This window comes from Sphingobium sp. FW306-1B-F04DB (assembly GCF_058781925.1).
In genome coordinates, this window is record NZ_JBYSXE010000014.1 from 46,192 (window position 1) to 68,783 (window position 22,592).

23 protein-coding genes and 2 riboswitches are annotated in these 22,592 nt (G+C 65.9%); of the genes, 10 read left to right on the forward strand and 13 right to left on the reverse strand.

Going from position 1 to position 22,592, the window contains the following annotated elements:
• Positions 1 to 126: 126 nt before the first annotated feature.
• Entirely contained in the window at positions 127 to 1,518 is a 1,392-nt protein-coding gene (locus tag AC3WJD_RS09045; protein ID WP_492746309.1) for a helix-turn-helix domain-containing protein, read from the forward strand.
• 10 nt (positions 1,519 to 1,528) lie between these two features.
• Here the strand turns inward: AC3WJD_RS09045 and AC3WJD_RS09050 are convergent, their stop codons facing one another.
• Together AC3WJD_RS09050 and AC3WJD_RS09055 are read right to left on the reverse strand one after the other, a co-directional pair.
• The gene (locus AC3WJD_RS09050; RefSeq protein WP_492746277.1) at positions 1,529 to 3,841 is read right to left on the reverse strand and encodes a thiamine pyrophosphate-binding protein; all 2,313 of its coding nucleotides are present in this window, start codon (positions 3,839 to 3,841) and stop codon (positions 1,529 to 1,531) included.
• A gap of 43 nt (positions 3,842 to 3,884) precedes the next feature.
• Positions 3,885 to 4,790, reverse strand: a complete 906-nt coding sequence (locus AC3WJD_RS09055; RefSeq protein ID WP_492746278.1) for a DUF4440 domain-containing protein — start codon at positions 4,788 to 4,790, stop codon at positions 3,885 to 3,887.
• Positions 4,791 to 4,993: 203 nt separating this feature from the next.
• Between AC3WJD_RS09055 and AC3WJD_RS09060 the strand changes: the two genes are divergently transcribed.
• Positions 4,994 to 5,119, forward strand: coding sequence for an entericidin A/B family lipoprotein (locus AC3WJD_RS09060; protein ID WP_492746279.1), 126 nt, complete (start codon positions 4,994 to 4,996; stop codon positions 5,117 to 5,119).
• A 13-nt stretch (positions 5,120 to 5,132) separates the two neighbouring features.
• On the opposite strand, the gene AC3WJD_RS09065 is transcribed toward AC3WJD_RS09060, so the two are convergent.
• Positions 5,133 to 5,810, reverse strand: a complete 678-nt coding sequence (locus AC3WJD_RS09065; RefSeq protein WP_492746280.1) for a DUF938 domain-containing protein — start codon at positions 5,808 to 5,810, stop codon at positions 5,133 to 5,135.
• A gap of 71 nt (positions 5,811 to 5,881) precedes the next feature.
• On the opposite strand from AC3WJD_RS09065, the gene AC3WJD_RS09070 reads away from it, so the two are divergent.
• Entirely contained in the window at positions 5,882 to 6,352 is a 471-nt protein-coding gene (locus tag AC3WJD_RS09070; protein ID WP_492746281.1) for a methyltransferase family protein, read from the forward strand.
• A 1-nt stretch (position 6,353) separates the two neighbouring features.
• Here the strand turns inward: AC3WJD_RS09070 and gcvPB are convergent, their stop codons facing one another.
• The 7 genes from gcvPB to AC3WJD_RS09105 form a co-directional block, all read right to left on the reverse strand.
• Positions 6,354 to 7,919, reverse strand: coding sequence for an aminomethyl-transferring glycine dehydrogenase subunit GcvPB (gcvPB, locus tag AC3WJD_RS09075; protein ID WP_492746282.1), 1,566 nt, complete (start codon positions 7,917 to 7,919; stop codon positions 6,354 to 6,356).
• Positions 7,916 to 9,271 carry an aminomethyl-transferring glycine dehydrogenase subunit GcvPA gene (gcvPA, locus tag AC3WJD_RS09080; protein WP_492746283.1) on the reverse strand — a complete coding sequence of 452 codons (1,356 nt, stop codon included), beginning with the start codon at positions 9,269 to 9,271 and terminating at the stop codon, positions 7,916 to 7,918. The genes gcvPB and gcvPA overlap by 4 nt, the downstream gene beginning before the upstream one ends.
• Complete coding sequence (locus AC3WJD_RS09085) at positions 9,271 to 10,035, reverse strand: class I SAM-dependent methyltransferase (RefSeq protein WP_492746284.1); 765 nt, start codon at positions 10,033 to 10,035, stop codon at positions 9,271 to 9,273. The genes gcvPA and AC3WJD_RS09085 overlap by 1 nt, the downstream gene beginning before the upstream one ends.
• A gap of 25 nt (positions 10,036 to 10,060) precedes the next feature.
• Positions 10,061 to 10,432, reverse strand: coding sequence for a glycine cleavage system protein GcvH (gcvH, locus tag AC3WJD_RS09090; RefSeq protein ID WP_492746285.1), 372 nt, complete (start codon positions 10,430 to 10,432; stop codon positions 10,061 to 10,063).
• Entirely contained in the window at positions 10,429 to 11,571 is a 1,143-nt protein-coding gene (gene gcvT, locus AC3WJD_RS09095; protein ID WP_492746286.1) for a glycine cleavage system aminomethyltransferase GcvT, read from the reverse strand. The genes gcvH and gcvT overlap by 4 nt, the downstream gene beginning before the upstream one ends.
• 62 nt (positions 11,572 to 11,633) lie before the next feature.
• A riboswitch (glycine riboswitch) is annotated at positions 11,634 to 11,738 on the reverse strand.
• A riboswitch (glycine riboswitch) is annotated at positions 11,739 to 11,834 on the reverse strand. It abuts the riboswitch before it with no gap.
• A 108-nt stretch (positions 11,835 to 11,942) separates the two neighbouring features.
• A complete protein-coding gene (locus tag AC3WJD_RS09100) occupies positions 11,943 to 13,409 on the reverse strand; it encodes a hypothetical protein (protein ID WP_492746287.1) in 1,467 nt (488 codons plus the stop codon).
• Positions 13,396 to 14,037, reverse strand: coding sequence for a hypothetical protein (locus tag AC3WJD_RS09105; protein WP_492746288.1), 642 nt, complete (start codon positions 14,035 to 14,037; stop codon positions 13,396 to 13,398). Before AC3WJD_RS09105 ends, AC3WJD_RS09100 begins: the two co-directional genes overlap by 14 nt.
• A gap of 110 nt (positions 14,038 to 14,147) precedes the next feature.
• Between AC3WJD_RS09105 and ispH the strand changes: the two genes are divergently transcribed.
• Genes ispH through rnhA form a run of 3 tightly spaced genes read left to right on the forward strand, consistent with a single transcriptional unit; the run spans position 14,148 to position 16,519 of the window.
• Positions 14,148 to 15,107, forward strand: coding sequence for a 4-hydroxy-3-methylbut-2-enyl diphosphate reductase (gene ispH / locus AC3WJD_RS09110; RefSeq protein ID WP_492746289.1), 960 nt, complete (start codon positions 14,148 to 14,150; stop codon positions 15,105 to 15,107).
• Positions 15,108 to 15,116: 9 nt separating this feature from the next.
• Positions 15,117 to 16,079 (forward strand): homoserine kinase, encoded by a 963-nt coding sequence (thrB, locus tag AC3WJD_RS09115; protein ID WP_492746290.1) that lies wholly within the window; start codon positions 15,117 to 15,119, stop codon positions 16,077 to 16,079.
• Positions 16,076 to 16,519 carry a ribonuclease HI gene (gene rnhA, locus AC3WJD_RS09120; protein ID WP_492746291.1) on the forward strand — a complete coding sequence of 148 codons (444 nt, stop codon included), beginning with the start codon at positions 16,076 to 16,078 and terminating at the stop codon, positions 16,517 to 16,519. The genes thrB and rnhA overlap by 4 nt, the downstream gene beginning before the upstream one ends.
• A 3-nt stretch (positions 16,520 to 16,522) precedes the next feature.
• On the opposite strand, the gene AC3WJD_RS09125 is transcribed toward rnhA, so the two are convergent.
• The 3 genes from AC3WJD_RS09125 to AC3WJD_RS09135 all read right to left on the reverse strand — a co-directional run bounded on the left by AC3WJD_RS09125 (position 16,523) and on the right by AC3WJD_RS09135 (position 18,812).
• Positions 16,523 to 16,693, reverse strand: coding sequence for a YegP family protein (locus tag AC3WJD_RS09125; RefSeq protein WP_492746292.1), 171 nt, complete (start codon positions 16,691 to 16,693; stop codon positions 16,523 to 16,525).
• A gap of 80 nt (positions 16,694 to 16,773) precedes the next feature.
• The gene (locus tag AC3WJD_RS09130) at positions 16,774 to 17,862 is read right to left on the reverse strand and encodes an NAD(P)/FAD-dependent oxidoreductase (RefSeq protein WP_492746293.1); all 1,089 of its coding nucleotides are present in this window, start codon (positions 17,860 to 17,862) and stop codon (positions 16,774 to 16,776) included.
• The gene (locus AC3WJD_RS09135) at positions 17,859 to 18,812 is read right to left on the reverse strand and encodes an alpha/beta fold hydrolase (protein ID WP_492746294.1); all 954 of its coding nucleotides are present in this window, start codon (positions 18,810 to 18,812) and stop codon (positions 17,859 to 17,861) included. Before AC3WJD_RS09135 ends, AC3WJD_RS09130 begins: the two co-directional genes overlap by 4 nt.
• Before the next feature lie 47 nt (positions 18,813 to 18,859).
• On the opposite strand from AC3WJD_RS09135, the gene AC3WJD_RS09140 reads away from it, so the two are divergent.
• Genes AC3WJD_RS09140 through AC3WJD_RS09155 form a run of 4 tightly spaced genes read left to right on the forward strand, consistent with a single transcriptional unit; the run spans position 18,860 to position 22,592 of the window.
• Positions 18,860 to 19,333 (forward strand): A24 family peptidase, encoded by a 474-nt coding sequence (locus tag AC3WJD_RS09140; RefSeq protein WP_492746295.1) that lies wholly within the window; start codon positions 18,860 to 18,862, stop codon positions 19,331 to 19,333.
• Positions 19,334 to 19,383: 50 nt separating this feature from the next.
• Positions 19,384 to 20,382, forward strand: coding sequence for a Flp pilus assembly protein CpaB (gene cpaB, locus AC3WJD_RS09145; RefSeq protein WP_492746296.1), 999 nt, complete (start codon positions 19,384 to 19,386; stop codon positions 20,380 to 20,382).
• A gap of 1 nt (position 20,383) precedes the next feature.
• Positions 20,384 to 21,925, forward strand: a complete 1,542-nt coding sequence (locus AC3WJD_RS09150) for a type II and III secretion system protein family protein (protein ID WP_492746297.1) — start codon at positions 20,384 to 20,386, stop codon at positions 21,923 to 21,925.
• A gap of 13 nt (positions 21,926 to 21,938) precedes the next feature.
• A complete protein-coding gene (locus AC3WJD_RS09155; RefSeq protein WP_492746298.1) occupies positions 21,939 to 22,592 on the forward strand; it encodes a CpaD family pilus assembly protein in 654 nt (217 codons plus the stop codon).

A 22,592-nucleotide genomic window follows, 5' to 3' on the forward strand; every position in this document is an offset into this window, starting at 1 on the left:
CACCTGTACCGAACCTGCGCTCTTTCAAGCTTCGCATGGTGATGCAAATGTGAATTTGCAAAGTTGCGAATGATAGAATTGCGAAGTAGGCTGACATCGCCTTCGCAGGAATGACGGAGTTGGGCCATACGCAAACGACTCTTCGCTGGCGAGCGCCTCCGCGCACTGCGCCAGCGCGCAGGTCTGGGTCAGGCAGCCATGGCGCAGCGCCTCGGCATCTCGGTCAGCTATCTCAGCCAGCTCGAAAATGACGACCGGCCAATGACCTCGGCGGTGCTCGTAGCCCTTGGCCGGCACTACCCGCTCGAGGCCTTCGCGACCGACGACACGGCGCACCGTTTCGATCAGCTTCGTGCCGCACTCGAAGACCCGCTCTTCGCCGAAGCCCCGCTGCCCCCCGAAGCCATCGAGAAGCTTGCCGAGCAGCAGCCCCATTTCGCAGACCGCTTCGTCGCGCTCCACGCTGCCTATCGTCATGCCGGCGAACGGCTGCAGATGGTCGAGGAGACGATGTCGAGCGGGGTGTCGGGCGGTGCCACCCGCCTCCCCTGGGAGGAGATCCGCGACTGGTTTCACGAGGCGGGCAATTATGTTGACCTGCTCGACCGGCGCTGCGAGGGGCTGGCGGCGCTGATCGGCCCCGGCGAACCCGCGATGATCGGGCGGCTGCGTACCGCCCACGGCATCGGCATCGACACTGTCAGCGACGCTGCGGCCGCGCCGTTGCGCGCGCTCGACCGCGCGAAGCACCGCCTCGCCCTGTCCCCCGCGCTTCCGCCCGAAAGCCGGCGCTTCTTCCTCGCGCACCAGCTCGTCGCGCTCGAGTTCGAGGAGGACATTGCCGCCATCGCGGACAATGCCGCGCTCAGCACCGCGGAGGCGCGGCGCCTGCTCGCGGTTGGACTGGCGAACTATGCCGCCGGCGCACTGCTGATGCCCTATGAGGATTTCCGCACCGCCGCGCGCGCGCTGCGCCACGATATAGACCGGCTCTGCCAGCGCTTCTCGGTCAGTTTCGAGCAGGCCTGTCATCGCCTCTCGACGCTCCAGCGTCCCGCGGCGCGCGGCATCCCCTTTTTCTTCTGCCGCGTCGACATGGCAGGCAACATCACCAAGCGCCATTCGGCGACACGCCTCCAGTTCGCGCGTTTCGGCGGCGCCTGCCCCCTGTGGATCGTGCACGAGGCGGTGGCGATACCCGACCGCATCCTCGTCCAGCTCGCCGAGACCCCCGATGGCGTGCGCTATGTCCAAATGGCCAAGGGGCTGGTCAAGCCTTCGGGCAGCTATGCGCGCACCCCGCGTCGCTATGCGGTCGCGCTCGGCTGCGAGGTCGAGCATGCGCGCGATTTCATCTATGCCGATGGCCTCGACGTGGTCGGCGCGGCGACCCCAATCGGCATTTCCTGCCGGCTATGCCCGCGCCCCGATTGCGACCAGCGCGCCTTTCCGCCCGCCGACCGCGCGATCCGCATCGACCCGGACCGGCGCGACGTCGTGCCCTACCGCGTCGGCTGAGCTTGCCGGGTCAGGCCAGCAGCCCCGCCATCGCCTCGGTCACCGCATCGGCATCGAGCCGGTATGCGCGATAGAGATCGGGCAGGTCGCCCGTCTGGCCGAAGCGGTCGGTGCCCAGCGGCACGACACGCTGGCCGCGGACCCCGCCCAGCCATGAAAGCGCGGCGGGCGATCCGTCCAGCAGCGTCACCAGCCCCGCGCCCGGGGGCAGCGCGGAGAGCAGTGTCTCGACATGCGAAGGCGCCCGCTTGCTGCCGTTCCAGCGTACCGCCTCGGCCGCCGACCAGTCACGGTGGAGCAGGTCGGGCGAGGTGATTGCGAGGAGGCCAAGACCCGGCATCTCCTCTGCCATCGCCGTCCACGCTGCTAGCGCCTCGGGCGCGACCGCGCCGCAATAGACGATCGCTGCCTCGGCGTTGGCTGCCGGGCGCTCGAGCCAGTATCCGCCCTTGATCGCATCGGCCTTCCAGCCGTCATCCGCGCGCGCGACCTGATCGATGCTGCGCGTGGTGAGGCGCAGATAGATGCTCTCGCCGTCTGCCGCCTGCATCAGGCGGAAGCCCTCCGCCATCAGCAGCGCGAGTTCGTCGACGAAGGCGGGTTCGTAATGGCGAAGCCCCGGCTGTCCCATGGCGATCAGCGGCGGGTTGATCGACTGGTGCGCGCCGCCTTCGGGCCCGAGTGTCACCCCTGAAGGCGTTGCCACCAGCATGAAGCGCGCGTCCTGGTAACAGGCATAGTTGAGCGCATCGAGCCCGCGCGCGATGAAGGGATCATAGACCGTGCCGACGGGGATCAGCCGCTCGCCGAACACGTCACCCGCCAGACCCAGCGCCGCGAGCATCAGGAACAGATTGTTCTCGGCGATACCCAGCTCGATATGCTGACCCGCACTGCTTCCGCCCCATTTCTGCGCGGAAGGGATGCGTGCCTTCTGGAACACGTCCTCCAGTTCCTGACGGCGAAAGAGCCCCCGCTGGTTCACCCACGCGCCGAGATTGGTCGAGACGGTGACGTCGGGCGAGGTCGTGACGATGCGCCGCGCGAACTCGGATCCGCCCTTGGCGAGCTCAAGCAGGATCTTGCCGAACGCTGCCTGTGTCGACTGCTCCTCGCCCGTGGGCGCCGCAATCGCGGGGACCTCCACGGTCGGAGCCTTGCCGCGCTTTGCGCGCGCCAGCGGCGATTGCTCGGCCAGCGCGCGTGCTGCTGTGGCGGCATTGTCGCCGAGCCCCGCCCAGGGCTCCCACTCAGCGCCCGCCGCAATGCCGAGCTCGTCGCGCAACCCCTCGATCTGCGAGGGGTTCATCAGGCCCGCATGATTGTCCTTGTGGCCCGCAAAGGGCAGCCCGTAACCCTTAACGGTATAGGCGATGAACACCGTCGGGATGTCATCCTGGCAGGCATCGAACGCCTCGACGAGGCATTGAATGCAATGCCCGCCAAGATTGGTCATCAGCCGCGCCAGCGCGGCATCGTCGCGCCGGTCGAGCAGCGCCTTCATGCCCGGCATCTCGCCCAGATCGCGCAGCAGTCGCTCGCGCCATGCCGCTCCGCCCTGATAGGTCAGCGCGGCGAACTCGGCATTGGGCGTGGTGTCGATCCACTCGCGCAGCGCCTCGCCGCCCTCTTCGGCAAACGCAGCCTGCTGCAGCTTGCCGTGCTTCAGCGTCATCACGCGCCAGCCGCAGGTTTCGAAGATGTCGTCGAAACGACGAAACATGCGGTCAGCGGTCGTCGCGTCGAGCGACTGGCGGTTATAGTCGACGATCCACCAGCAGTTGCGGATCTGGTGCTTATAGGCCTCGATCAGGCATTCGTAGATATTACCCTCGTCCAGTTCGGCATCGCCCATGAGCGCGATCATCCGGCCCGCGTCCGCCTCGGCCAGACCGCCATGCGCGATCAGATAGTCCTGCACGAGGCTGGCGAAGGCGGTGATCGCCACGCCCAGCCCCACCGAACCCGTCGAGAAGTCGACCGGAATCCGGTCCTTGGTCCGGCTTGGATAGCTCTGCGCGCCGCCCAGCCCGCGAAACGCCTGAAGCTGCTCAAGCGACTGGTTGCCGAGCAGATAGTGGATCGCGTGGAGCACCGGCCCCGCATGCGGCTTCACCGCGACCTTGTCGTTGGGGCCGAGCGCATGGAAATACAGCGCGGACATGATCGTCGAGATCGAGGCGCAGCTCGCCTGATGCCCGCCGACCTTCATTCCGTCGCGGCTCTCGCGGACATGATTGGCGTTGTGGATCGTCCAGGCGGACAGCCAGCGAAGGCGCGTGTCGAGATTCTCGAGCGCATCGATTTCGGGTGTGGATTGCATCGCGCCGCTTTCCCGCCAGCGAGATTGAAATGCAAGTGCACCTTTACTCCGCAACGTAGCGCCAGGGTTCAGTGGTATCGTCGCGGCGCCAGATCGTGAAAAATGCAAAGGCTTCGGCGGCATCGGCGTCGTGCGCGCGGATCGTGCCCCAGCTCAGGCCAAGGTCGCCGCTCGACGCAACGCGCACGCCGTCGGAGGACCATTCGATCGGGCTCCCGGGGCGCGGCGCGCCGAACAGCTCGCGCCCGATACTGTCCGAACCGATCGTGAATCCGGCCTTTCGCCCCATGTTCATCGAATCGGCGGTTCCGTTCTTCGCAAAGGCCTCTGCCAGCCCCATCGATTGCGCCTCGTCGGAGAAACCCTTTTCAGCGGCTGCCAGCCCGGCGGCGTGCCGTCGTTCGCCAGCGGGATCGAAGGCAACGGCATGCCCCGGCAGGAGCGGCGCCATCGTCTCTCCAGCCACCGCGCCCTCCGGCCGGCGCGTATATTTATAGCCGGCAGCGCGCCACCCGTCCGAGCCCTTGATCCAGTAGGCGAGATATTTGAGCGGCGTCGTCCGGCCATCGGCGCCGTGGCGGGTCATGAAGCCAAAGGAAAATCCGTGTCGTCCGTCGGCGGAAATGCCGCCACGCACCGGGCGCCAGTCAATGCTCGCGCCCGCCATCGCCGAATCCGCGGCAATGGCCGCAATCGCGGCGTGCTTGCCGCGAAACAGCCGGCCGCTTTCGGTGGTGTAGATGACATCAGCGTCGAACATCGCACCGAAGCCTGCCAGGACGCCCTGATCGACTGCGGCCGCGGCAAAGGCGCGATCAGCGGCGAGCAATTCATCGACATCGGCCCGTCGATGTCCGGTCGCGTCCGGTTCGCCGGCACAGGCCGCCGAAAACCCGTGAGGCAGCGCCACTGCCATGCAGAACGACAGCGCAATGGACAGAATCTTCATTCTAGTCGGTCCCGCGATTTTCGGCACATCCGCGCCTTCTCGCTTCGACCTACGCCCGAACGCGCCCCGCACATCGGTTTTTGCGACCAGGGACCAAGATCGGGCGACCAACGCTACATCGCGCGGGGGGCGCTTTTCGTATTCGACCGCCGAGCGGAATCGGCTATGCGGTCGTCGAAACAGTCCGCATCGAGGTAACCCGCATGAAAAAGACCGTCGCCATCGCCATTCTTGCCATCACCGCGATGGCGCTCAGTGCCTGCGCCACCGTCAAGGGCCTTGGCCGCGATATCGAGTCCGTCGGAGAAGCCGGCGACCGCGCCATGTAAGCGCAGTCCGCCTTCAGCCGCGCTTTCGGAAGATCAGCGAAAGGTTGTTGGCGGGCATTTCCACCAGCCGCTCGAACGCCAGCCCGTGCCCGGCGCCGAGCGCGATCATATCATCCACATGCCGCAGCCCCCATTCGGGATTGCGCGCCTTGAGAGACAGGTCGAACGCCTCGTTGCTTTCGGCGGTTGGAACGTTCGCCCTCCGATACGGGCCATAGAGATAGAGGGGTGCACCCGGCGCGAGGCGCGCGGACGCACCGCTCATAAGACCCTGTGTTGCGACCCAAGGGCTGATATGAACCATGTTGATGCACAGGATCGCGTCGACCCGGCCGGTCGGCCAGTCGGATGCCGCGGCATCGAGATCGAGCGGCGGGCGGACATTGGCGAGCCCGCTTTCCGCCACCCATGCTGCAATTGAATGCCGCCCGTCAGAGTCGGGATCGCTGGGCTGCCACGTCAGCGCGGGAAAGGCGCGCGCGAAATGGATCGCATGCTCGCCCGTGCCGCTCGCGATCTCGAGCACGGTACCGCGCGCGGGCAGCACGCCGCGCAGCACTTCGACGATGAAGTCGCGGTTGCGCAGCGTCGCGGGCGCATGCCGCTTGGCCTCGCCCTCCAGATCGCCGGGCATATAGGGCGGGACATGGCCCGCCCCGCCGTTCGGCGAGGATCCCGACCCGCCACTCATGCGCGCACTCTGTCCGTCATCGGTACCCTGCCATATAGTGACGATCCGGGCAGCCTGGCGGGAGGACGCGCATGGTGACGACGAAGGATGAGGCGGGGATACGCTTTCCGCCGCCACTGGTTTATCTGGGCTTCCTGTTCCTCGGTCTCGCGGCGGGCAAGTGGCTGGGGTTGCCCGGCTTCGGCATCGCCCCTTTCCATCCCTATATTGGCGGCGCGCTGCTCGCCGCCGGCCTTGCGATCATTACGCTGGCCGCGATCGGCTTTCGCAGGGTCGGAACGAATCCCGAGCCCTGGAAGCCGACCACCGCGATCGTCGAGACCGGACTCTACCGCCATACGCGAAATCCCATGTATCTCGCGATGGCGATCGGCCATGCCGGCATCGCGCTGATGTTCGACAGCGTCGCCGCGCTCCTTGCGCTGCCGATAGCCCTGATCGTCATCCAAACGCAGGTGATTGCCCGCGAAGAACGCTATCTCGAAGCGAAATTCGGGGACGGTTATCGTCATTACAAGGCTCGCGTTCGCCGCTGGCTGTAGGTCATTCGGCCGCCTGGGCGATTTCCGTGTCCTTCCACACAAGCACGGGCTTGCGCGCGGCGAGCGTCTCGTCGAGGCGGCGGCGCGGGGCGAAGTGCGGCGCGCCCTTCAGCGCCTCGTCGCCCGCCTTGGCGCGCTCGGCCACCGAGCGCAGCGCGCCGATGAACTGATCGAGCGCCGCCTTGCTCTCGGTTTCGGTGGGCTCGACGAGCATCGAGCCGTGAACGACGAGCGGGAAATACATCGTCATCGGATGATAGCCCTCATCGATCAGCGCCTTGGCGACGTCGAGCGTGGTGAAGCCCTCGGCAAAGCCATCGTCGGAGAACAGCGCTTCGTGCATGCATGGTCCGCTGTGTCCAAAGGGCGCGTCGAGAACGTCCTCAAGGCTGCGCAGCACATAGTTGGCGTTGAGTACCGCGTCCTCGGCGACCTGGCGCAGACCGTCGGCGCCATGGCTGAGGATATAGCTGAGGGCACGCGTGAACATGCCCATCTGGCCGTTGAACGCGGTCATCCGGCCAAAGCTCTGCGCGTGATGCTGTTCGGCGGTCTCCTCCTCGACCAAGCGATAGCCCTCGCCATTCTTCTCGACGAAGGGCAGCGGCGCAAAGGGCGCGAGCGCTTCGGAGAACACCACCGGGCCCGCACCCGGACCGCCACCGCCATGCGGGGTGGAGAAGGTCTTGTGTAGGTTGATGTGCATCGCGTCGATGCCGAGGTCGCCGGGTCGCACGCGACCGACGATCGCGTTGAAGTTGGCGCCGTCGCAATAGACCAGCGCGCCCGCCGCGTGCACTGCGTCCGAGATCGCCTTCATGTCGCGCTCGAACAGGCCGCAGGTATTGGGATTGGTGATCATCACCGCAGCGACGTCGGGCCCGAGCCGTGCCTTCAGGGCTTCCAGATCGACGCGGCCATCGGCGGTCGCGGGGATATCCTCGACTTTGTACCCGCAGAATGCCGCGGTCGCGGGGTTGGTGCCGTGCGCGCTTTCGGGGACGAGGATGACCTGACGCGCGTCACCGCGCGCCTGGAGCGCCGAGCGGATTGCGAGCAGGCCGCACAGCTCGCCATGCGCACCCGCCTTGGGGCTCATCGCGACCGCGGGCATGCCGGTCAGCGTGCACAGCCAGTGGGCCAGCTCGTGGATGAGCTGGAGCCCGCCCTGCACGGTGTCGACCGGCTGGAGCGGGTGGATATCGGCAAAGCCCGGCAGCCGTGCCAGCTTCTCGTTGAGCCGCGGATTGTGCTTCATCGTGCACGAGCCGAGCGGGAAGAGGCCGAGGTCTATCGCGTAATTCTGGCGGCTGAGGCGCGTATAGTGGCGCACCGTCTCGGGCTCGGACAGGCCCGGAAGGCCGATTGTGCGGTTGCGCTCGAGCCCGCCGAGACGGCTCGCGACCGCAGGCGTCTTTTCAAGGTCGACGCCGGTGGTGTGCGTGTCGCCGATCTCGAAGATCAGGGCTTCCTCGAGCATCAGCGCGCGGTTGCCGGTGAAGGTCCTGCCGGCGGCTTCGGCGGCGGTTTCGGGGCGCGTCGGGCGGCCTTCGCGGTTCATGCTCATGCCAGCACCTCCTCAAGCGCGGATGCAAGGGTTTCGACGTCCTCCGCCGTGGTGGTTTCGGTGACGGCCACCACCAGTCCGTTCTCGAGCGCCTTGACGCCCGGATAAAGTCTGCCGAGCGAAACGCCCGCCAGCACCCGCTGGTCGAGCGCGCGGACGACCGGGCGCGCTTCCTTCGAGAGCTTCAGCGTGAACTCGTTGAAGAAGCTGTCGTTGACGACTTCGACGCCGGACACCTTGGCCAGTCGCTCGGCAGCCTTCACCGCGAGCGCGTGGTTGAGCGTCGCCAGATCCCGCAACCCCTTCTCCCCCAGCAGCGTCATGTGGATCGAGAAGGCGAGCGCGCAAAGCCCCGAATTGGTGCAGATGTTGGACGTCGCCTTTTCGCGGCGGATATGCTGCTCGCGCGTCGAAAGCGTCAGCACGAAGCCGCGCTTGCCCTCCGCATCGACGGTCTCGCCACAAAGCCGGCCGGGCATCTGGCGCACGAAACGTTCCTGGCACGCGAACAGGCCGACATAGGGCCCGCCGAACTGGAGACCGACGCCGATCGACTGGCCTTCGCCAACGACGATGTCGGCGCCCATTTCTCCCGGCGACTTCAAGGCACCCAGCGCCACGGGCTCGGTGACGACCGCGACGAGCAGTGCGCCATTCTCATGCGCCTTGGCGGCGATCGGCGCGAGATCGGTGATGCGGCCGAGAATGTCGGGATACTGCACGACAACGCACGACGTATCCTTGTCGATCGTGGCAAGCAGGCGCTCGGCATCGGTCTCCGCGGTCAGTTCTGGCACCACGGTCTCGAGCACGTCGCCGGTGAACTTGGCCATGGTATTCGCGACCGATACATAATGCGGGTGAAGCCCGGCCGACAGGATCGCCTTGCCGCGTTTGGTGACGCGGCGCGCCATAACTATCGCCTCCCAGCACGCGGTCGAGCCATCATACATCGAGGCGTTCGCGACGTCGCAACCATAAAGGCGCGCGACCTGCGTCTGGAACTCGAACAGCATCTGAAGCGTGCCCTGCGCGATCTCGGGCTGATAGGGCGTATAGGCGGTCAGGAACTCGCCGCGCTGGATCAGGTGATCGACCGAAGCGGGCACATGATGCTTGTAGGCGCCACAGCCGAGGAAGAAGGGAATCTGGCTCGCAGCGATGTTCCTGGCAGCCAGCGCCGAGAGGTGCCGCTCGACGGCGAGTTCGCTGGCATGGCCGGGCAGGCCGGCAATGGGGCCGTCGAGATGCGCCGCCCGCGGCACATCGATGAAAAGATCGTCGATCGACTTCGCGCCGACCTTGGCGAGCATCGCGCCGCGATCCTCGGGAGTGAGTGGCAGATAACGCATCAAAAGGGCTTTCTCATCGTGAAACGCAAACGGACATAATCGGCAACCCAGTTGCCGTCAGGCTGGCGCAGGGCGGGTGCGATGCGCGCCTCGGCCGCCATTGCGACCTCTTCCTGGGCCTCTTCGGGAACCTGGGCGGCATCGAGGAAACCCGCGCGGAAGGTCTGGAACCATGCAGCGGCGCCTGCGGGCAGAGGCGTGGGACGCTGGATCAGCCACGCCTCGATATTGGTGAAGCCCGCTTCGCTATAGATGCGCGTGAATTCCTCGGGCGTCGCATACCATTGCGGGTCCTCGGCGGGCACCGGATAGCCCCGTTCGACAAGCTCCGCGCGGAGGCCGGCACGAAGCTGCACAATATTGCCATGGCCGCCCTGTTCGCCGACGAAGCGCGCACCGGGCTTGAGCGCCCGGAAAACGCCGGCGGCGACGGCAGCGGGATCGAGCATCCAGTGGAGCGCAGCGTTGCTGAACACGGCATCGAATTCGCCATCGAAGTCGAGCGCCTGCCCGTCCTTCACATAGGCGTCGATGCCGCGCGCCTTGGCGGCTGCGATCATCTCTGGCGAGGCGTCGACACCCACGACCTCCGCGCCTGCTGAAAGCAGCGCTTCGGTCAATACGCCATCGCCACAGCCAAGATCGAGGATGCGCTCGCCGGGCCGGGGTTTGAGCAGTTCGACGACGGGCATGCCGAGCGCAGGCACAAAGGCCGCGTTCCTGGCGTAATCCGCCGCGTCCCATTTGCTTGTCGTGTTGACCATCCCCGACCCTTCCAGCGCGGTTGGCTTACAGCTTGGCGATGAACGCCTTGTAGGCGGCCTCATCCATCAGCCCGTCCAGTTCGGAGGCATCGGACAGGGTAATCTTGAAGAACCAGCCATCTTCCTCGGGCGAGGTGTTGACCAGCGCGGGGTCCTCCTCAAGCTGGGCATTGCCCTCGATTACCGTGCCCGAGACAGGGGCATAGACGTCGGATGCGGCCTTCACCGATTCAACCACGGCGGCATCATCGCCCTTGGACACTTCCTTGCCCTCATCGGGAACCTCGACGAACACGATGTCGCCTAGCTGCTCCTGCGCATAGTCGGTGATGCCGACGGTCGCGACCTCACCCTCGACGTCGACCCATTCGTGATCCTCGGTGAAATAACGGCTCATTTCGCAGCTCCTTTGCGATGATAGCGATGGGGAACGAAGGGCATCGGTGCGACGACGGCGTCGATCCGCTTGCCCCGAACTTCGATCTGGAGGCGCGTGCCGACCGCGGCATGCGCCGCATCGACATAGCCCATGGCGATCGGCGCACCGACACTGGGCGCAAAGCCGCCCGAGGTAACGGTGCCGACCTTCGTATCGCCGGCGTGGATTTCCGCGCCCTCGCGCGCCGGCAAACGCCCTTCGATCGCCAGGCCGACGCGCTTCGTCGCAGGACCATCGGCGAGCTTCTTCAGGATCACGTCGGCGCCCATGAAGCCGCCTTCCTCGCGGCGGCGCTTCTGCATTGCGAAGGTCAAGTCGGCGGAGACCGGATCGGTGTCGAGGCTCAGGTCATGGCCATAAAGCGGCAGCCCCGCCTCGAGCCGCAGCGAATCGCGTGCGCCAAGGCCGATCGGCTTGACCTCGTCCTGGTCGACCAGCGCCTGTGCCAGCGCCTCGACCTTGTCGGCGGGCACCGAAATCTCGAAGCCGTCCTCGCCGGTATAGCCCGAGCGACTGACCCAGAGCGCCGCGCCGTCCCATTCAAAGGCCCCCGCCTGCATGAAATAAAGCTGCTCCACGCCTGGCACGATGCGCGACAGTGCCGTCACCGCCTTGGGGCCCTGGAGCGCCAGCAGCGCCTGATCCTCCATGTGGTTCATGGAAATCTCGTCGGGCAGGTGCTCGCGCAGATAGCCGATGTCATCGAACTTGGTCGCACCATTGACGACCATGTAGATGTCGGCATCGCCGAACGCGCCTGCCCCCGGCAGCCGCGTTACCATCAGGTCGTCATGGATGCCGCCGGTCGCGTCGAGCAGCAGCGAATAGCGCATGCGATCGACGGCCAGCGCCTGGATCTCGCCGGGCAGCAGCACCTCGAGCGCCTTGTCGGCCTCCTCGCCGGTGAAGCTGAGCTGTCCCATATGGCTGACGTCGAACAGCCCCGCATTCTCGCGCGTCCAGAGATGCTCGGCCATGATGCCTTCATACTGGATCGGCATCGCATAGCCCGCAAACGACACCATGCGGGCGCCTTGCGCACGATGCCAGTCGTCAAGCGGCAACGGGCTCATGGTATCTTCTGCGGCTTCGGTCATCTTGCACTCCGTCACGTCGATCAGGGTCAATGAGGCGATACACGGATTCGTGCCGTCGCTTCATTGCCCCCTCTGTCACGGGACCTGAGAGCTTTCGCGCGGTCCAACGGACCGGGCTTACCCCTTCGGTGGTTCCGGCCTTCGCCGGAACGCTTTCCAGAGTGTCACGGGCCCGCGCGGTCCTTTGACCTGAGAGATTCCGGGGCGGTTGCTCCTTCGGCGGCCTTGCACTTGCGCGCAAAGCGCTCTCCCGCGCGATCCCCGGCGGTTTCCCGCCGATGACGCGAATCCCATGCCCTTCGCCCTTGCCCGAGTCAACGAGATTAGCAGCGACGGCGTCGATCCACCTGGACACGCCCGATGCAAGGCACTCAGGCTGTCGGCGTCAGCTCGTGCTCGCCTTCCGGATCAGCCTCGTCAATGCGCATTTTCTCGCGCAGTTCGGCCGCCTCGCGTGTGCGCCCCGCACGTTCAAGGATATCGAGCCGGATAGCGTCCAGATCCGGCCCGCCCAGCAGTTTGACAGGATCCACCGCCAATTCGACCTTCTCCACGGCATCCAGCAATGCCAGTGCACGGTCGAATTGCTTTGCCTCCGAGTACATCGCGACGAGAAGATCACGCAGCGGATTCACGTCGCGCCAGTCCTCGCCCTGGGTCCGGACGAGCAAATCGTGCGCGCGCTGCAGCTCGGCGACAATCTCGGGCCATTCGGGCGACGAGGGATCCAGCTCCGCATGCTCGATGCGTCGTTGCGTGAGCTGTGCCAGCGACATGATCGTGACCGGGCTGTCGGGCCCATTGCCCGCGAGCCGTCCCCGATGGATGGCGCGAAATTGCCGACTGGCTTCTGCCGCTCCGAACCATTGCCGCGACGTCGCGGTCGCATCCGCCAGTGTGTTGAGCGCGAGCGTGCGGAGCGGATGTTCCTCGGCAACGAGACGCTCGTAGAGTGCGTATGCCTTCTGAAAATAGGGAATGCTGCGCTGCCTTTCGTCGCGTTCGTACCACCCCAGCCCGCCCCAGATCAGCGCCTCTGCATAAGCGATCGAATCGGCCCCCGCAGCGCGCTCGACTTCCTGCAAAGCCTGTTCGAGGCGCTCGCTGATATCGTCATCGCCAAATCCTTCTTCGAAAATGGCGCCGATCCGATCCTCGTCATTCCAGCGAGAGAGACGAAAGCCCTCGGCAAGCATGGGATCGGCCAACGTTTCGCGGTAGCCGGCGGCACACCGAAATTCTGCCCGGACGGCAAGATTGTCCGGCACAAGAAGCTGCCGGGGCAAAGGACAACGCTCGATCCAGTCAACCACTGCCCAACCCTTGGGCCCTCTTCCCTCGCTAAAGGGACGATAGGAAACCGCCATGATCACATTGTCGCGATCCAGGCGAATCCACCGCTCAAAGCCTGCGTCCGGCACCACGACGAGCCGCGTGCCGTCCGCAAGCCTGGTGACCCCGCCCTCGACCTCGATCTCCGAACGTTGCAGCGGAGACGGCGTTATGCCGCATATATGCTTCCAGATCTCTCGATCTTCGACGACCTTTTTGCCCTGCGCCGACCATCCCTTTCGGGTGGTGCAATCGGCCAGATGACGCGCGCCCTCGCTTTCAACGCGGACTCGCCCGTCTTGCCGCCATTCGACCAGCTCCGAAACGCGTTCGGTGCCGTCGGCGTCGATGATCCGTGCCCTGACGTGAAAGGCGTAGCTTGCCTTCGGCGCCCGGGAATCATCGACGACCACATCGAACGCGGCCGGCCCGGCGAACGCGACGTCGGGCACGAGGCCCGACGCCGCCCAAAACAATGCCAGTAAGCGCGCGTCAGCGCGTCGCATTGTACCGGAGTTGCTCATTCGTCAGCTGGAAGCCGATCAGTAGCTCGAAGCTCGCGCGCGCAACCGCGTCGCGGACTTCGGGGATCGCCATCGGATCGATCGCCGCATCGGCATCACCCGCCTTGCGGCGGCGCGTGATGCGCTGCTCGATATCGGGCGGCAGCGTCGCCGCCGCGCGGCTGATCGCGGCGCTCGCCGAGCTGCTGGTCTGCGCGCGCGCCTGGCCGTCCTCGAAGCGGAGCGCGACACGGCCGACGCGCTTGGATATCACGGCACGCCCACCCCGGACCACCGTCGAGAAATAGGGCAGCACGACCTCGCGCGCGCCGCTGGTATTGCTCCGCGTCGCCACGACATCGAACGTCGCGTTGGCGGCGATCTCGGCGCCGGTGTCGTCGCAGGTCGTGCGCACATTGGTGAGCGTCGCAACGACGTCGATCGCGCTCGCGTCACGACTCGTTGCCGGGTTGAAGATCGTGATGTCGCCCGTATAGGCAGGCACGCCCACACCGGGGCACGCCGAGCGCACGGCGGTAATGCCGCCATTCATGATCTGGTTTTCCTGTCCGGCGCAGGCCGAAAGCGCGAGCAGAGCAGTGCAAACGAAAAGCGGCTTCAGACTGGGCACAGACGGATCCTCAAAGCAATGATGGTGCGCACGTTTGCCAGCCCCGAGCGCAGCGGACAAGAGGAAGCGACTTTCGCGCCCGCGCGCAATGGCGTAGAGGCGGTGGCGAGATGACCGAAAACGCCCCGTTCCGCCCCGCCATCGAGCTTCTGATCGCAGCCCCGCGCGGCTTTTGCGCTGGGGTCGACCGGGCGATCCGCATTGTCGAACTCGCGATCGAGAAATATGGCGCGCCCGTCTATGTCCGCCACGAAATCGTCCACAACAAGTTCGTCGTCGACAGCCTGAAGGCAAAGGGCGCGATATTCGTCGAGGAGCTCGACGAGGTGCCCGACGACGTGCCCGTCGTGTTTTCGGCGCACGGCGTCCCCAAGATCGTTCCCGCCAAGGCCGCCGAACGCGGACTCAACTATCTCGACGCCACCTGCCCGCTGGTGTCCAAGGTCCACCGCCAGGCCGAACGGCTGGTCGCCTCGGGCTGCCACATCCTGTTCGTCGGGCACAAGGGGCATCCCGAGGTGATCGGCACCTTCGGCCAGGTGTCCGAGGGCTCGATGACGCTGATCGAGACCGTCGAGGATGCGCGCAACGTCATGCCCGCCGATCCCGAAGCACTCGCCTTTCTGACCCAGACGACGCTTTCGGTCGACGACACCGCCGAGATCGTGGCGACGCTGCAGACCCGCTTTCCCGCGATGCTGGCACCGCGCGGCGAGGACATCTGCTATGCCACTTCCAACCGGCAGGCGGCGGTCAAGGTGATCGCGGCGTCGTGCGATGCGGTCTTCGTGATCGGCGCGCCGAACTCCTCCAACTCGCTGCGTCTGGTCGAGGTTGCCGAACGCAGCGGCGCCAGGGCGCGGCTCATCCAGCGCGCCGACGATATCGACTTCGAGTGGCTGGCGGGCGTGACCACGCTCGGCATCACCGCGGGCGCCTCGGCCCCCGAGCTGCTCGTGCGCGAAGTCGTCGACCGGCTGGCAACGCGCTTCGAGATCAGTGAGCGCGATGTGACGACCGCTGTCGAGGATATCGCGTTCAAACTGCCCCGCGGCCTCGAAGCCGCCTGACGCGCACGCATGGCCGTCTATACCCAGGTCTCTGCCGAAGAGATGGCCGCGCTGCTGGCGCGCTACGATGTCGGGACGCTCGTTTCCGCCAAAGGCATCGCCGAAGGCGTCGAGAACAGCAACTTTCTCGTCGAAACCGATCGCAACCGCTTCATCCTCACGCTCTACGAAAAGCGCGTCGATTCGGGCGACCTGCCCTTCTTTCTGAAGCTGCTGGATCATCTGGCCGACCGCGGCAATCCGGTGCCGCGCGCGCTGAAGGACCGCGCTGGCCAACAGATACAGGTAGTGGCAGGACGGCCTGCCTGCCTGATCGAGTTCCTGCCCGGCGTGTCCGTCAGTCATCCGACGCATGGCCAGGCACGCGCGACGGGCGCCGCGCTCGGCCGGATGCACACGGCCCTCGCCGACTTTGGCGACGTCAGGCCCAATACGCTCGGGCTGGAGGGCTGGCATGCGCTCGCGGCGCGTTGTGGCGACGATCTCGACGCGATCCAGAGCGGCCTGCGCGCCCGCGTCGCGGCCGAGCTGACATTCCTCGACGCGCATTGGCCCGCCGACCTGCCCGTATCAGTGATCCATGCCGATCTGTTTCCCGACAATGTGCTGATGCTTGGAGATCGCGTGACGGGCGTGATCGACTTCTACTTCGCCTGTACCGAGCTTCGCGCCTGGGATGTGGCCGTGACACACTCGGCCTGGTGCTTCGAGAATGACGGCACCGGCTATGATGCAGCGCGCGCCGCTGCGCTGATTCAGGGCTATCAGGCAGAGTTCGGGCTGTCGTCGGCCGAGCGCGCGGCCTTTGTCGCGCTCGCGCGCGGCTCCTGCCTGCGATTCCTGCTCACACGCGCATGGGACTGGCTCAACACCCCCGCAGACGCGGTTGTCACGCGCAAGGATCCGCTGGCCTTTCTGCGCCGCCTCGATTTCTATGCTGGCGCGTCACCGGCCGAGTTGCTCGGCGCATGACCGAGCTTCCCTTTGTCGAGATCTTCACTGATGGCGCGTGCAAGGGGAATCCCGGCCGCGGCGGCTGGGGCGTCGTGTTGCGCATGGGGGACCGCGAGAAGGAATTATCGGGCGGCGAGCCGCAGACGACCAACAACCGTATGGAACTGATGGCGGCCATACAGGGTCTCAATGCGCTCAAGCGTCCCTGCCGCGTCAAGCTCCACACCGACAGTCGCTATGTGATGGACGGGCTCACCAAGTGGATTCACGGCTGGTTGAAGAATGGCTGGAAGACCGCGGACCGGAAGCCCGTGAAAAATGCCGACCTCTGGCAGGAACTCCTCGCCGCCGCGCGCCCGCATCGGGTGGAATGGCAGTGGGTAAAGGGCCATTCGGGCCATCCGGAGAATGAGCGCGCCGACAGGCTGGCGAGCGATGCCGCGCTGGTGGCGCGCTGACGCTTAATCCTCGACCGGTGCTCCCGGTCCGTTCTTCAGGATCGACTTGATCGCGTTCTTCGCACCGGCCTTGTTGGCATAGCCTTCGGTCCAGAAGATCACTTCGTTGTTGTACTTGAACTTGGCGACATACTCGCCAGCCTTGTTCTGCTCGATCACGAACTTGTGCGCCATCGGATCATCCGTTGGGTGACCGGCCGACAGAGGCTAACGCGTCGCCAGATGCGGCGCCGGCAAGCAATTGTAAGCCAATGTCAAAGCGTGAAGCGTGCAGGACTGTAGCGCGACGCATCGATGTCGCGCACGCTGGCATCGGGCGCACGCCCGAGCAGCAGAGCGGCGGCCACCCTGGCGCCGGCTGGCGCGGTCTGGATTCCGAAACCGCCCTGCCCCGCGCACCAGAAGAAGCCGGGAACATGCGGATCGAAGCCATAGACGGGCTGGCGGTCGGGCGCGAAGCTCCTGAGCCCCGCCCATTTGTGCTCGACCGCCGCGACGCGCCAGTCGACGACGCCCTCGAAGCGGTCGATGGCGAGCGCGATATCGACATCTTCGGGCGCGGCGTCGCACGGCTCGGTGGCGATCTCGTCGTGCGGGGTCAGCCACAGCCGGCCGCCTGGCTCGGGCTTGAAATAAAAGCTTCCGGCAAGGTCCGCGACCTGGGGCAAGCCCTCGGGTGCCAGGGGCTCGGTCCGGATCTGTGCCATCGTCCGCCGATAGGCGGCAATGCCGAGCGGCTGCGCGCCCGCCAGCTGCCCCACGCGATCCGCCCATGCGCCCGCGGCATCGACGAGGATGTCGGCCGCAATCGTTCCTGCAGCGGTCTCGATCTGCCAGCCCTGCGCGGTCCTGGCTGCCTGGTGCACCTCCGCGTGGCAGATCAGCTCGGCACCCGCGCGTCGCGCAGCGGAAAGGCAGGCGGCATGCAGCCCCGCCACGTCGATATAGCTGCAGCTCGGCTCGCTGATGCCGATCGTCCATTCCGCACGCAGCCCGGGGATCAGCGTGGCCGGGTCGACCTCCTCAAGCGCGATGCCGCTGCCCTCGAATTCAGCGAGGAACGCATCGGCCGCCTGCCTGTCGGTCGCGCGCCCGATATGAAGCGATCCCAGTGGTGCCAGGAAACCGCCCTGCCGCAACACAGGTCCCGATGCGGATGTCAGAGGCTGGACGCCCGCGCCGCCATAGGTCTCGCTCCAGAATGCCGCCGACCGCCCCGTCGCATGATAACCCGGCTGATCTTCCGCCTCGAGGATGATCACGCGCACATGCGGCGCGATCTCCGCGGCGAGGCTGGTACCGGCCATGCCCGCGCCGACGATGGCGACATCGCAGCGTTTCACCGGATGGCCGCCCTCTCGTCGAGAAAGCGATCGATCTCGGCGAGTGCGCGCAGGCGCACCGGATCTGCCTCGCGCAGGATTTCATGCGCCGATTCCGCACCGAAACGCACCAGCCGCGCGTCGGGCAGACGCTGCGCAGCCGCGATCGTCGCCTGGGGGCTCACCAGCTTGTCGTTGTCCGCGCACAGCATCAGCATCGGCACATTGACACCTTCCAGCCGCCCGGGCGCGAAGCTGTCCAGCGTCGAACGATAAGCGGCGGCGAGCCACTGCCAGCTGGGTGGCCCGAGCGCCAGCTCCGGCTTTTGCGCCTTCCACCACAGTTCGTCCTCATAGCGCACGAGGCTGTGCGTCAGGAACTTCTGTCGCGACGCGCCGGGCAATGCGGGGCGTTCGTTCTGCTTCCATGCCAGCCGCTCTGGACGCCCGATCCGCGTCATGAAGCGCGCGATCTTCCCCGCTGTCTGCTGCGAAAAGGGCTGGCTGCGCAGACCGAGCATCGGCGCCACCAGAACCACCGCGTCGGGCGCGATGCGGCGTTCTATGAGCGCGCGCAGCACGAGATGCCCGCCCATCGAATGCGCGACGATCACATGCGGGCCGGGTGCCGTAGCCTTCAGTGCCGCAAAGCGGTCGGCAAGCTCGTCAATCCAGATGGTGAAGTCCTCGACATGGCCGACGCGGGGGTCTGCGGCGAGGCGGCCCGAACCGCCCTGCCCGCGCCAGTCAAAGCTGTGAATATCCCAGCCTTGCAGATGCCAGTGATCGAAGACCTCGAGATACTTCTCGAAAATGTCGCCGCGTCCGCCCTGGAACAGCAAAGTGCCGCGCGGGAGTTCCGCCGCGCTCGGCCATTCGAAGATCCTCAGCGGCCAGCCATCCGATGCGGTGATCCGCCGATTGACCGCCCCTTGCGGGATCGCGCGACGGTTAAAGATAATGGTTTCCATACGTCGTGGTTACGGTTTCGTAAGGCATAGCGTCTAGCCTGCATCCTATGACGGGGGCAATTTTCTCGCACATTCTGATCGGTACGCTGTGCGGCATGCTGTTGCTGGCGGCCTTCACCGATGTGCGGCGCCGGCAGATCGACAACTGGCTCAATGCAGCGATAGCCTTGCTTGCACCGCTGTTCTGGTGGGCGAACGGCTACGCGTTCTGGCCGGACATAACGATCCAGCTAGGTATCGCGCTCGCGGTCTTCGCGGTCTTTGCCGGCATCTTCGCGATCGGCGCGATGGGCGGAGGCGATGTGAAGATGCTCGGCGCGCTCGCACTGTGGCTCCCGTTCAACGATCTTTTTGCCATGCTGTTCATCATGGCGATCGCCGGCGGCGTGCTCACCGCGGCGATGCTCATTTACCATAAGCTCAACAGATCAAAGACAAATATCGAGGTTCCCTACGGGGTTGCGATAGCCGCCGGGGGGCTTTGGATATTGGCCCAACCTTATCTTAACCATTTTGCTTGATCAAACATGGCGGGCCGATGGGGGGCCCGGCTCAGGAGGCGATTGTCGTCATGGATGTCAAAAAGATCGCATTGCTGGTTGGCGCGCTCGTGATCGCCGCGGTCACCGCCGTCATGGCCAAGAACATGTTCAGCGGTGCATCCGCTCCACAGGCCGCAGCGGCGGCCGCGCCCGAGCCGACCGGGCCGAAGGTGCTCGTCGCCACGCGCGCCCTGCCCGTCGGCACGATCATCGGGCCCGACAGCTTCCGCTATCAGCCCTGGCCCAAGGATCTCGTCCAGAGCGCCTATTACATCGAGGGCGAATCGGACATGGGGGGTCTGGCAGGCACAGTGGTGCGCTACGCCATCACCGCCGGTCAGCCGATCACGCAGGGCGCGCTCGTCAAGCCCGGCGATCGCGGCTTCCTTGCCGCAGCGCTCGGCCCCGGCATGCGCGCCGTGACAGTCTCGGTGTCGGCGGCCAGCGGCGTTGCCGGCTTCGTCTTCCCAGGCGACCGCATTGACCTGGTGCTCACCCAGAGCGTGGGTGGCGACGGCCCCGAGTTGAAGGCGTCGGAAACGATCATCAGCAATCTGCGCGTTCTCGCGACCGACCAGCGCACCGTGCCGACCAACGAGGAGGGCAACACCGAGGTGCGCACCTTCTCGACGGTCACGATCGAGGCGACCCCGCGCATCGCCGAGAAGATCGCGGTCGCGCAGACCATCGGTCAGCTCTCGCTGTCGCTGCGGTCGATTGCCGACAACGAAGCCGACCTTGAGCGCGCCATCGCCGCGGGCGAGGTCAAGGTGCCCGAAGGCAGCGATCCCAAGGCCGACAAGCAGATGCTGCTCGCGGTCGCGTCGCGGCCGAATGATGGCGCCACCACCTTTGTCACGGGCGCGGATGTCTCGCGCTTCCAGCGCCGTACGGTGCCCTCGCAGAAGAGCAGCAGCGACAATTCGGGTGGATCTTCAGCAGTTTCGGGGACCGTCCCGTTCTCCGGTCCGGTGGTCCGCGTTGCCCGTGGCAACAATGTCACCGATGTTTCGGTGGGGGGTAAGTGACATGGCTTTCAAGACCAAGACCACGAAACGGTCGCTCGGATACGCGCTTGCCGCGGCCCTGACGATCGGTACGGCGATTGCGCCGACCGCGCTGGGTGCCGCACCGGGTGGCGCTTCGCAGCCCTCCGCGACCGTCAACCTTTCGACCGGACGCGGTACGCTGGTGAACCTCTCGGCGCCGATGTCGGACCTGTTCGTGGCCGATGCCGGCATCGCCGACGTCCAGGTGCGCTCGCCCACCCAGCTCTACATCTTCGCGAAGGGCGCGGGTGAAACGACGGTTTACGCCACGTCGCGCAGCGGCAAGGTCGTCTATGCCGCGAATGTCCGCGTCGGCAACAACTACGGCACCGTCGACTCGATGCTGCAGTTGGCACTGCCCGATGCCGAGATCCAGGCGACGCCGATGAACGGCCTCGTCCTGCTGACCGGCACCGTCAGCAACCCCGACGATGTCGCCGAGGCAGAAAGGCTGGCGCAGGCCTTCGTGGGTGACAGCAGCAAGGTCGTGTCGCGCCTGCGCACCGCGACCCCGCTCCAGGTCAACCTGCAGGTGCGCATCGCCGAGGTCAGCCGCGACTTCATGAAGTCCGTGGGCGTCAATCTCTTCGCAACCGACGGCAATTTCTTCTTCACGCAAGGGCGCGCCGACGCCATCGACGTTGATCCCACCACTGGCAACGTTACGGTCAAGGGCACCGGTCTCGGCAGCACGCTCGGTATCGTCGACCGTTTTCTGGGCATGGATATCCAGGCTGCCCTGGACCTGGCCGAGACGGATGGCCTCGTCAGCACGCTCGCAAATCCCAACCTGACGGCGCTGTCGGGCGAGACCGCGAGCTTCCTGGCCGGCGGTGAGATTCCGATCCCGATCAGCGAGGGGCTCGGCTCGATTTCGGTCGAATTCAAGCAATATGGCGTCAGCCTGGCCTTCACACCAATCGTGCTCGCCGACGGCCGCATCTCGATGCGCGTTCGGCCCGAGGTATCCCAGCTCACCGATGCGGGCTCGGTCCGCCTCAATGGCTTCACCATTCCTGGCATCACCACGCGGCGGGCGGAAACCACGGTCGAGCTGGGCTCGGGCCAGAGCTTCATGATCGCCGGGTTGTTGAGCAACAATCACAATAACTCGGTCGACAAGACGCCCTTCCTCGGCGACCTACCCGTGCTCGGCGCGCTGTTCCGTTCGAAACGCTTCAAGCGTTCCGAATCCGAGCTGATGATCGTCGTGACACCCTATCTGGTGAAGCCGGTTTCGGCCAACCAGATCGCGCTGCCCACCGATGGCTATCGCGGCACCAACGATGCCGAGACGTTCCTGTTTGGCCAGACGTTCAAGGGCAAGTCGGGCGAACAGCGCCCCGTTCCCCGCAGCGGATCGCCCCGGACGCAGCCCGGCGTAACGCCGTACGACCCGAGCGCGGCCCTGCCTGCCCCGGGCCGCCAGCCGCCGATGCCTGGCGGGCCGACCCAGGAGCGCGTGGCCGTTGCGACCGGCAAAAACGACGCGGGCGCAACGCCCGGCTTCAGCCTCGATTGATCGGAGTGGACCGATGAACAGCACGATCACGAAGACACTGACTAGATCTGCCGCCGCTGCGCTGGCGCTCGCGCTGAGCGCATGCACCGGCGGGACTGTCAATCCCGGGATGGAAGCAGCGCATCAGCCCGTGGTGCAGCGCACCGACTACACGCTCGATCTCCGGACAGGGGACGAACGCGGTCTGGGCGCGGGCGAGGCGCAACGCCTGGCCACCTGGTTCGATACGCTCGAGCTCGGCTATGGCGATCGCATTTCGATCGATGACCCGGCGGGCTACGCCAATCCGGACGCGCGCAGCGCGGTCGCTTCGGCGGCCTCGCGTTACGGCTTGCTCCTCGAACAGGGTGCACCCGTCACGACCGGCCAGGTCGCGCCGGGCAGCGTCAGGGTGGTGGTCAGCCGGATGACGGCTTCGGTCCCCGAATGCCCCGACTGGAGCCGCCCTTCGCAGCCTGAATATGAAGCCTCGACCATGTCGAACTTCGGCTGCGCGTCCGCAAAAAATCTCGCGGCGATGATCGCCAGCCCCGAAGACCTTGTGCATGGACGCACAGTTCAGGGCGGATCAGACGCGCATACCGCAACAAAGGCGGTCAAGGCATTCCGCGACCGCATCGTCACGGGCGTCTCGTCAGTCAAGCAAGAGTCGGCGAAAGGTCAGTAA

Coding starts and splice junctions, on each gene's coding strand:
- AC3WJD_RS09050 (WP_492746277.1), bottom strand. CDS start 3,841: ATGCAATCCACACCCGAAATCGATGCGCTCGAGAATCTCGACACGCGC.
- AC3WJD_RS09055 (WP_492746278.1), bottom strand. CDS start 4,790: ATGAAGATTCTGTCCATTGCGCTGTCGTTCTGCATGGCAGTGGCGCTG.
- AC3WJD_RS09060 (WP_492746279.1), top strand. CDS start 4,994: ATGAAAAAGACCGTCGCCATCGCCATTCTTGCCATCACCGCGATGGCG.
- AC3WJD_RS09065 (WP_492746280.1), bottom strand. CDS start 5,810: ATGAGTGGCGGGTCGGGATCCTCGCCGAACGGCGGGGCGGGCCATGTC.
- AC3WJD_RS09070 (WP_492746281.1), top strand. CDS start 5,882: ATGGTGACGACGAAGGATGAGGCGGGGATACGCTTTCCGCCGCCACTG.
- gcvPB (WP_492746282.1), bottom strand. CDS start 7,919: ATGAGCATGAACCGCGAAGGCCGCCCGACGCGCCCCGAAACCGCCGCC.
- gcvPA (WP_492746283.1), bottom strand. CDS start 9,271: ATGCGTTATCTGCCACTCACTCCCGAGGATCGCGGCGCGATGCTCGCC.
- AC3WJD_RS09085 (WP_492746284.1), bottom strand. CDS start 10,035: ATGGTCAACACGACAAGCAAATGGGACGCGGCGGATTACGCCAGGAAC.
- gcvH (WP_492746285.1), bottom strand. CDS start 10,432: ATGAGCCGTTATTTCACCGAGGATCACGAATGGGTCGACGTCGAGGGT.
- gcvT (WP_492746286.1), bottom strand. CDS start 11,571: ATGACCGAAGCCGCAGAAGATACCATGAGCCCGTTGCCGCTTGACGAC.
- AC3WJD_RS09100 (WP_492746287.1), bottom strand. CDS start 13,409: ATGCGACGCGCTGACGCGCGCTTACTGGCATTGTTTTGGGCGGCGTCG.
- ispH (WP_492746289.1), top strand. CDS start 14,148: ATGACCGAAAACGCCCCGTTCCGCCCCGCCATCGAGCTTCTGATCGCA.
- thrB (WP_492746290.1), top strand. CDS start 15,117: ATGGCCGTCTATACCCAGGTCTCTGCCGAAGAGATGGCCGCGCTGCTG.
- rnhA (WP_492746291.1), top strand. CDS start 16,076: ATGACCGAGCTTCCCTTTGTCGAGATCTTCACTGATGGCGCGTGCAAG.
- AC3WJD_RS09125 (WP_492746292.1), bottom strand. CDS start 16,693: ATGGCGCACAAGTTCGTGATCGAGCAGAACAAGGCTGGCGAGTATGTC.
- AC3WJD_RS09135 (WP_492746294.1), bottom strand. CDS start 18,812: ATGGAAACCATTATCTTTAACCGTCGCGCGATCCCGCAAGGGGCGGTC.
- AC3WJD_RS09140 (WP_492746295.1), top strand. CDS start 18,860: ATGACGGGGGCAATTTTCTCGCACATTCTGATCGGTACGCTGTGCGGC.
- cpaB (WP_492746296.1), top strand. CDS start 19,384: ATGGATGTCAAAAAGATCGCATTGCTGGTTGGCGCGCTCGTGATCGCC.
- AC3WJD_RS09150 (WP_492746297.1), top strand. CDS start 20,384: ATGGCTTTCAAGACCAAGACCACGAAACGGTCGCTCGGATACGCGCTT.
- AC3WJD_RS09155 (WP_492746298.1), top strand. CDS start 21,939: ATGAACAGCACGATCACGAAGACACTGACTAGATCTGCCGCCGCTGCG.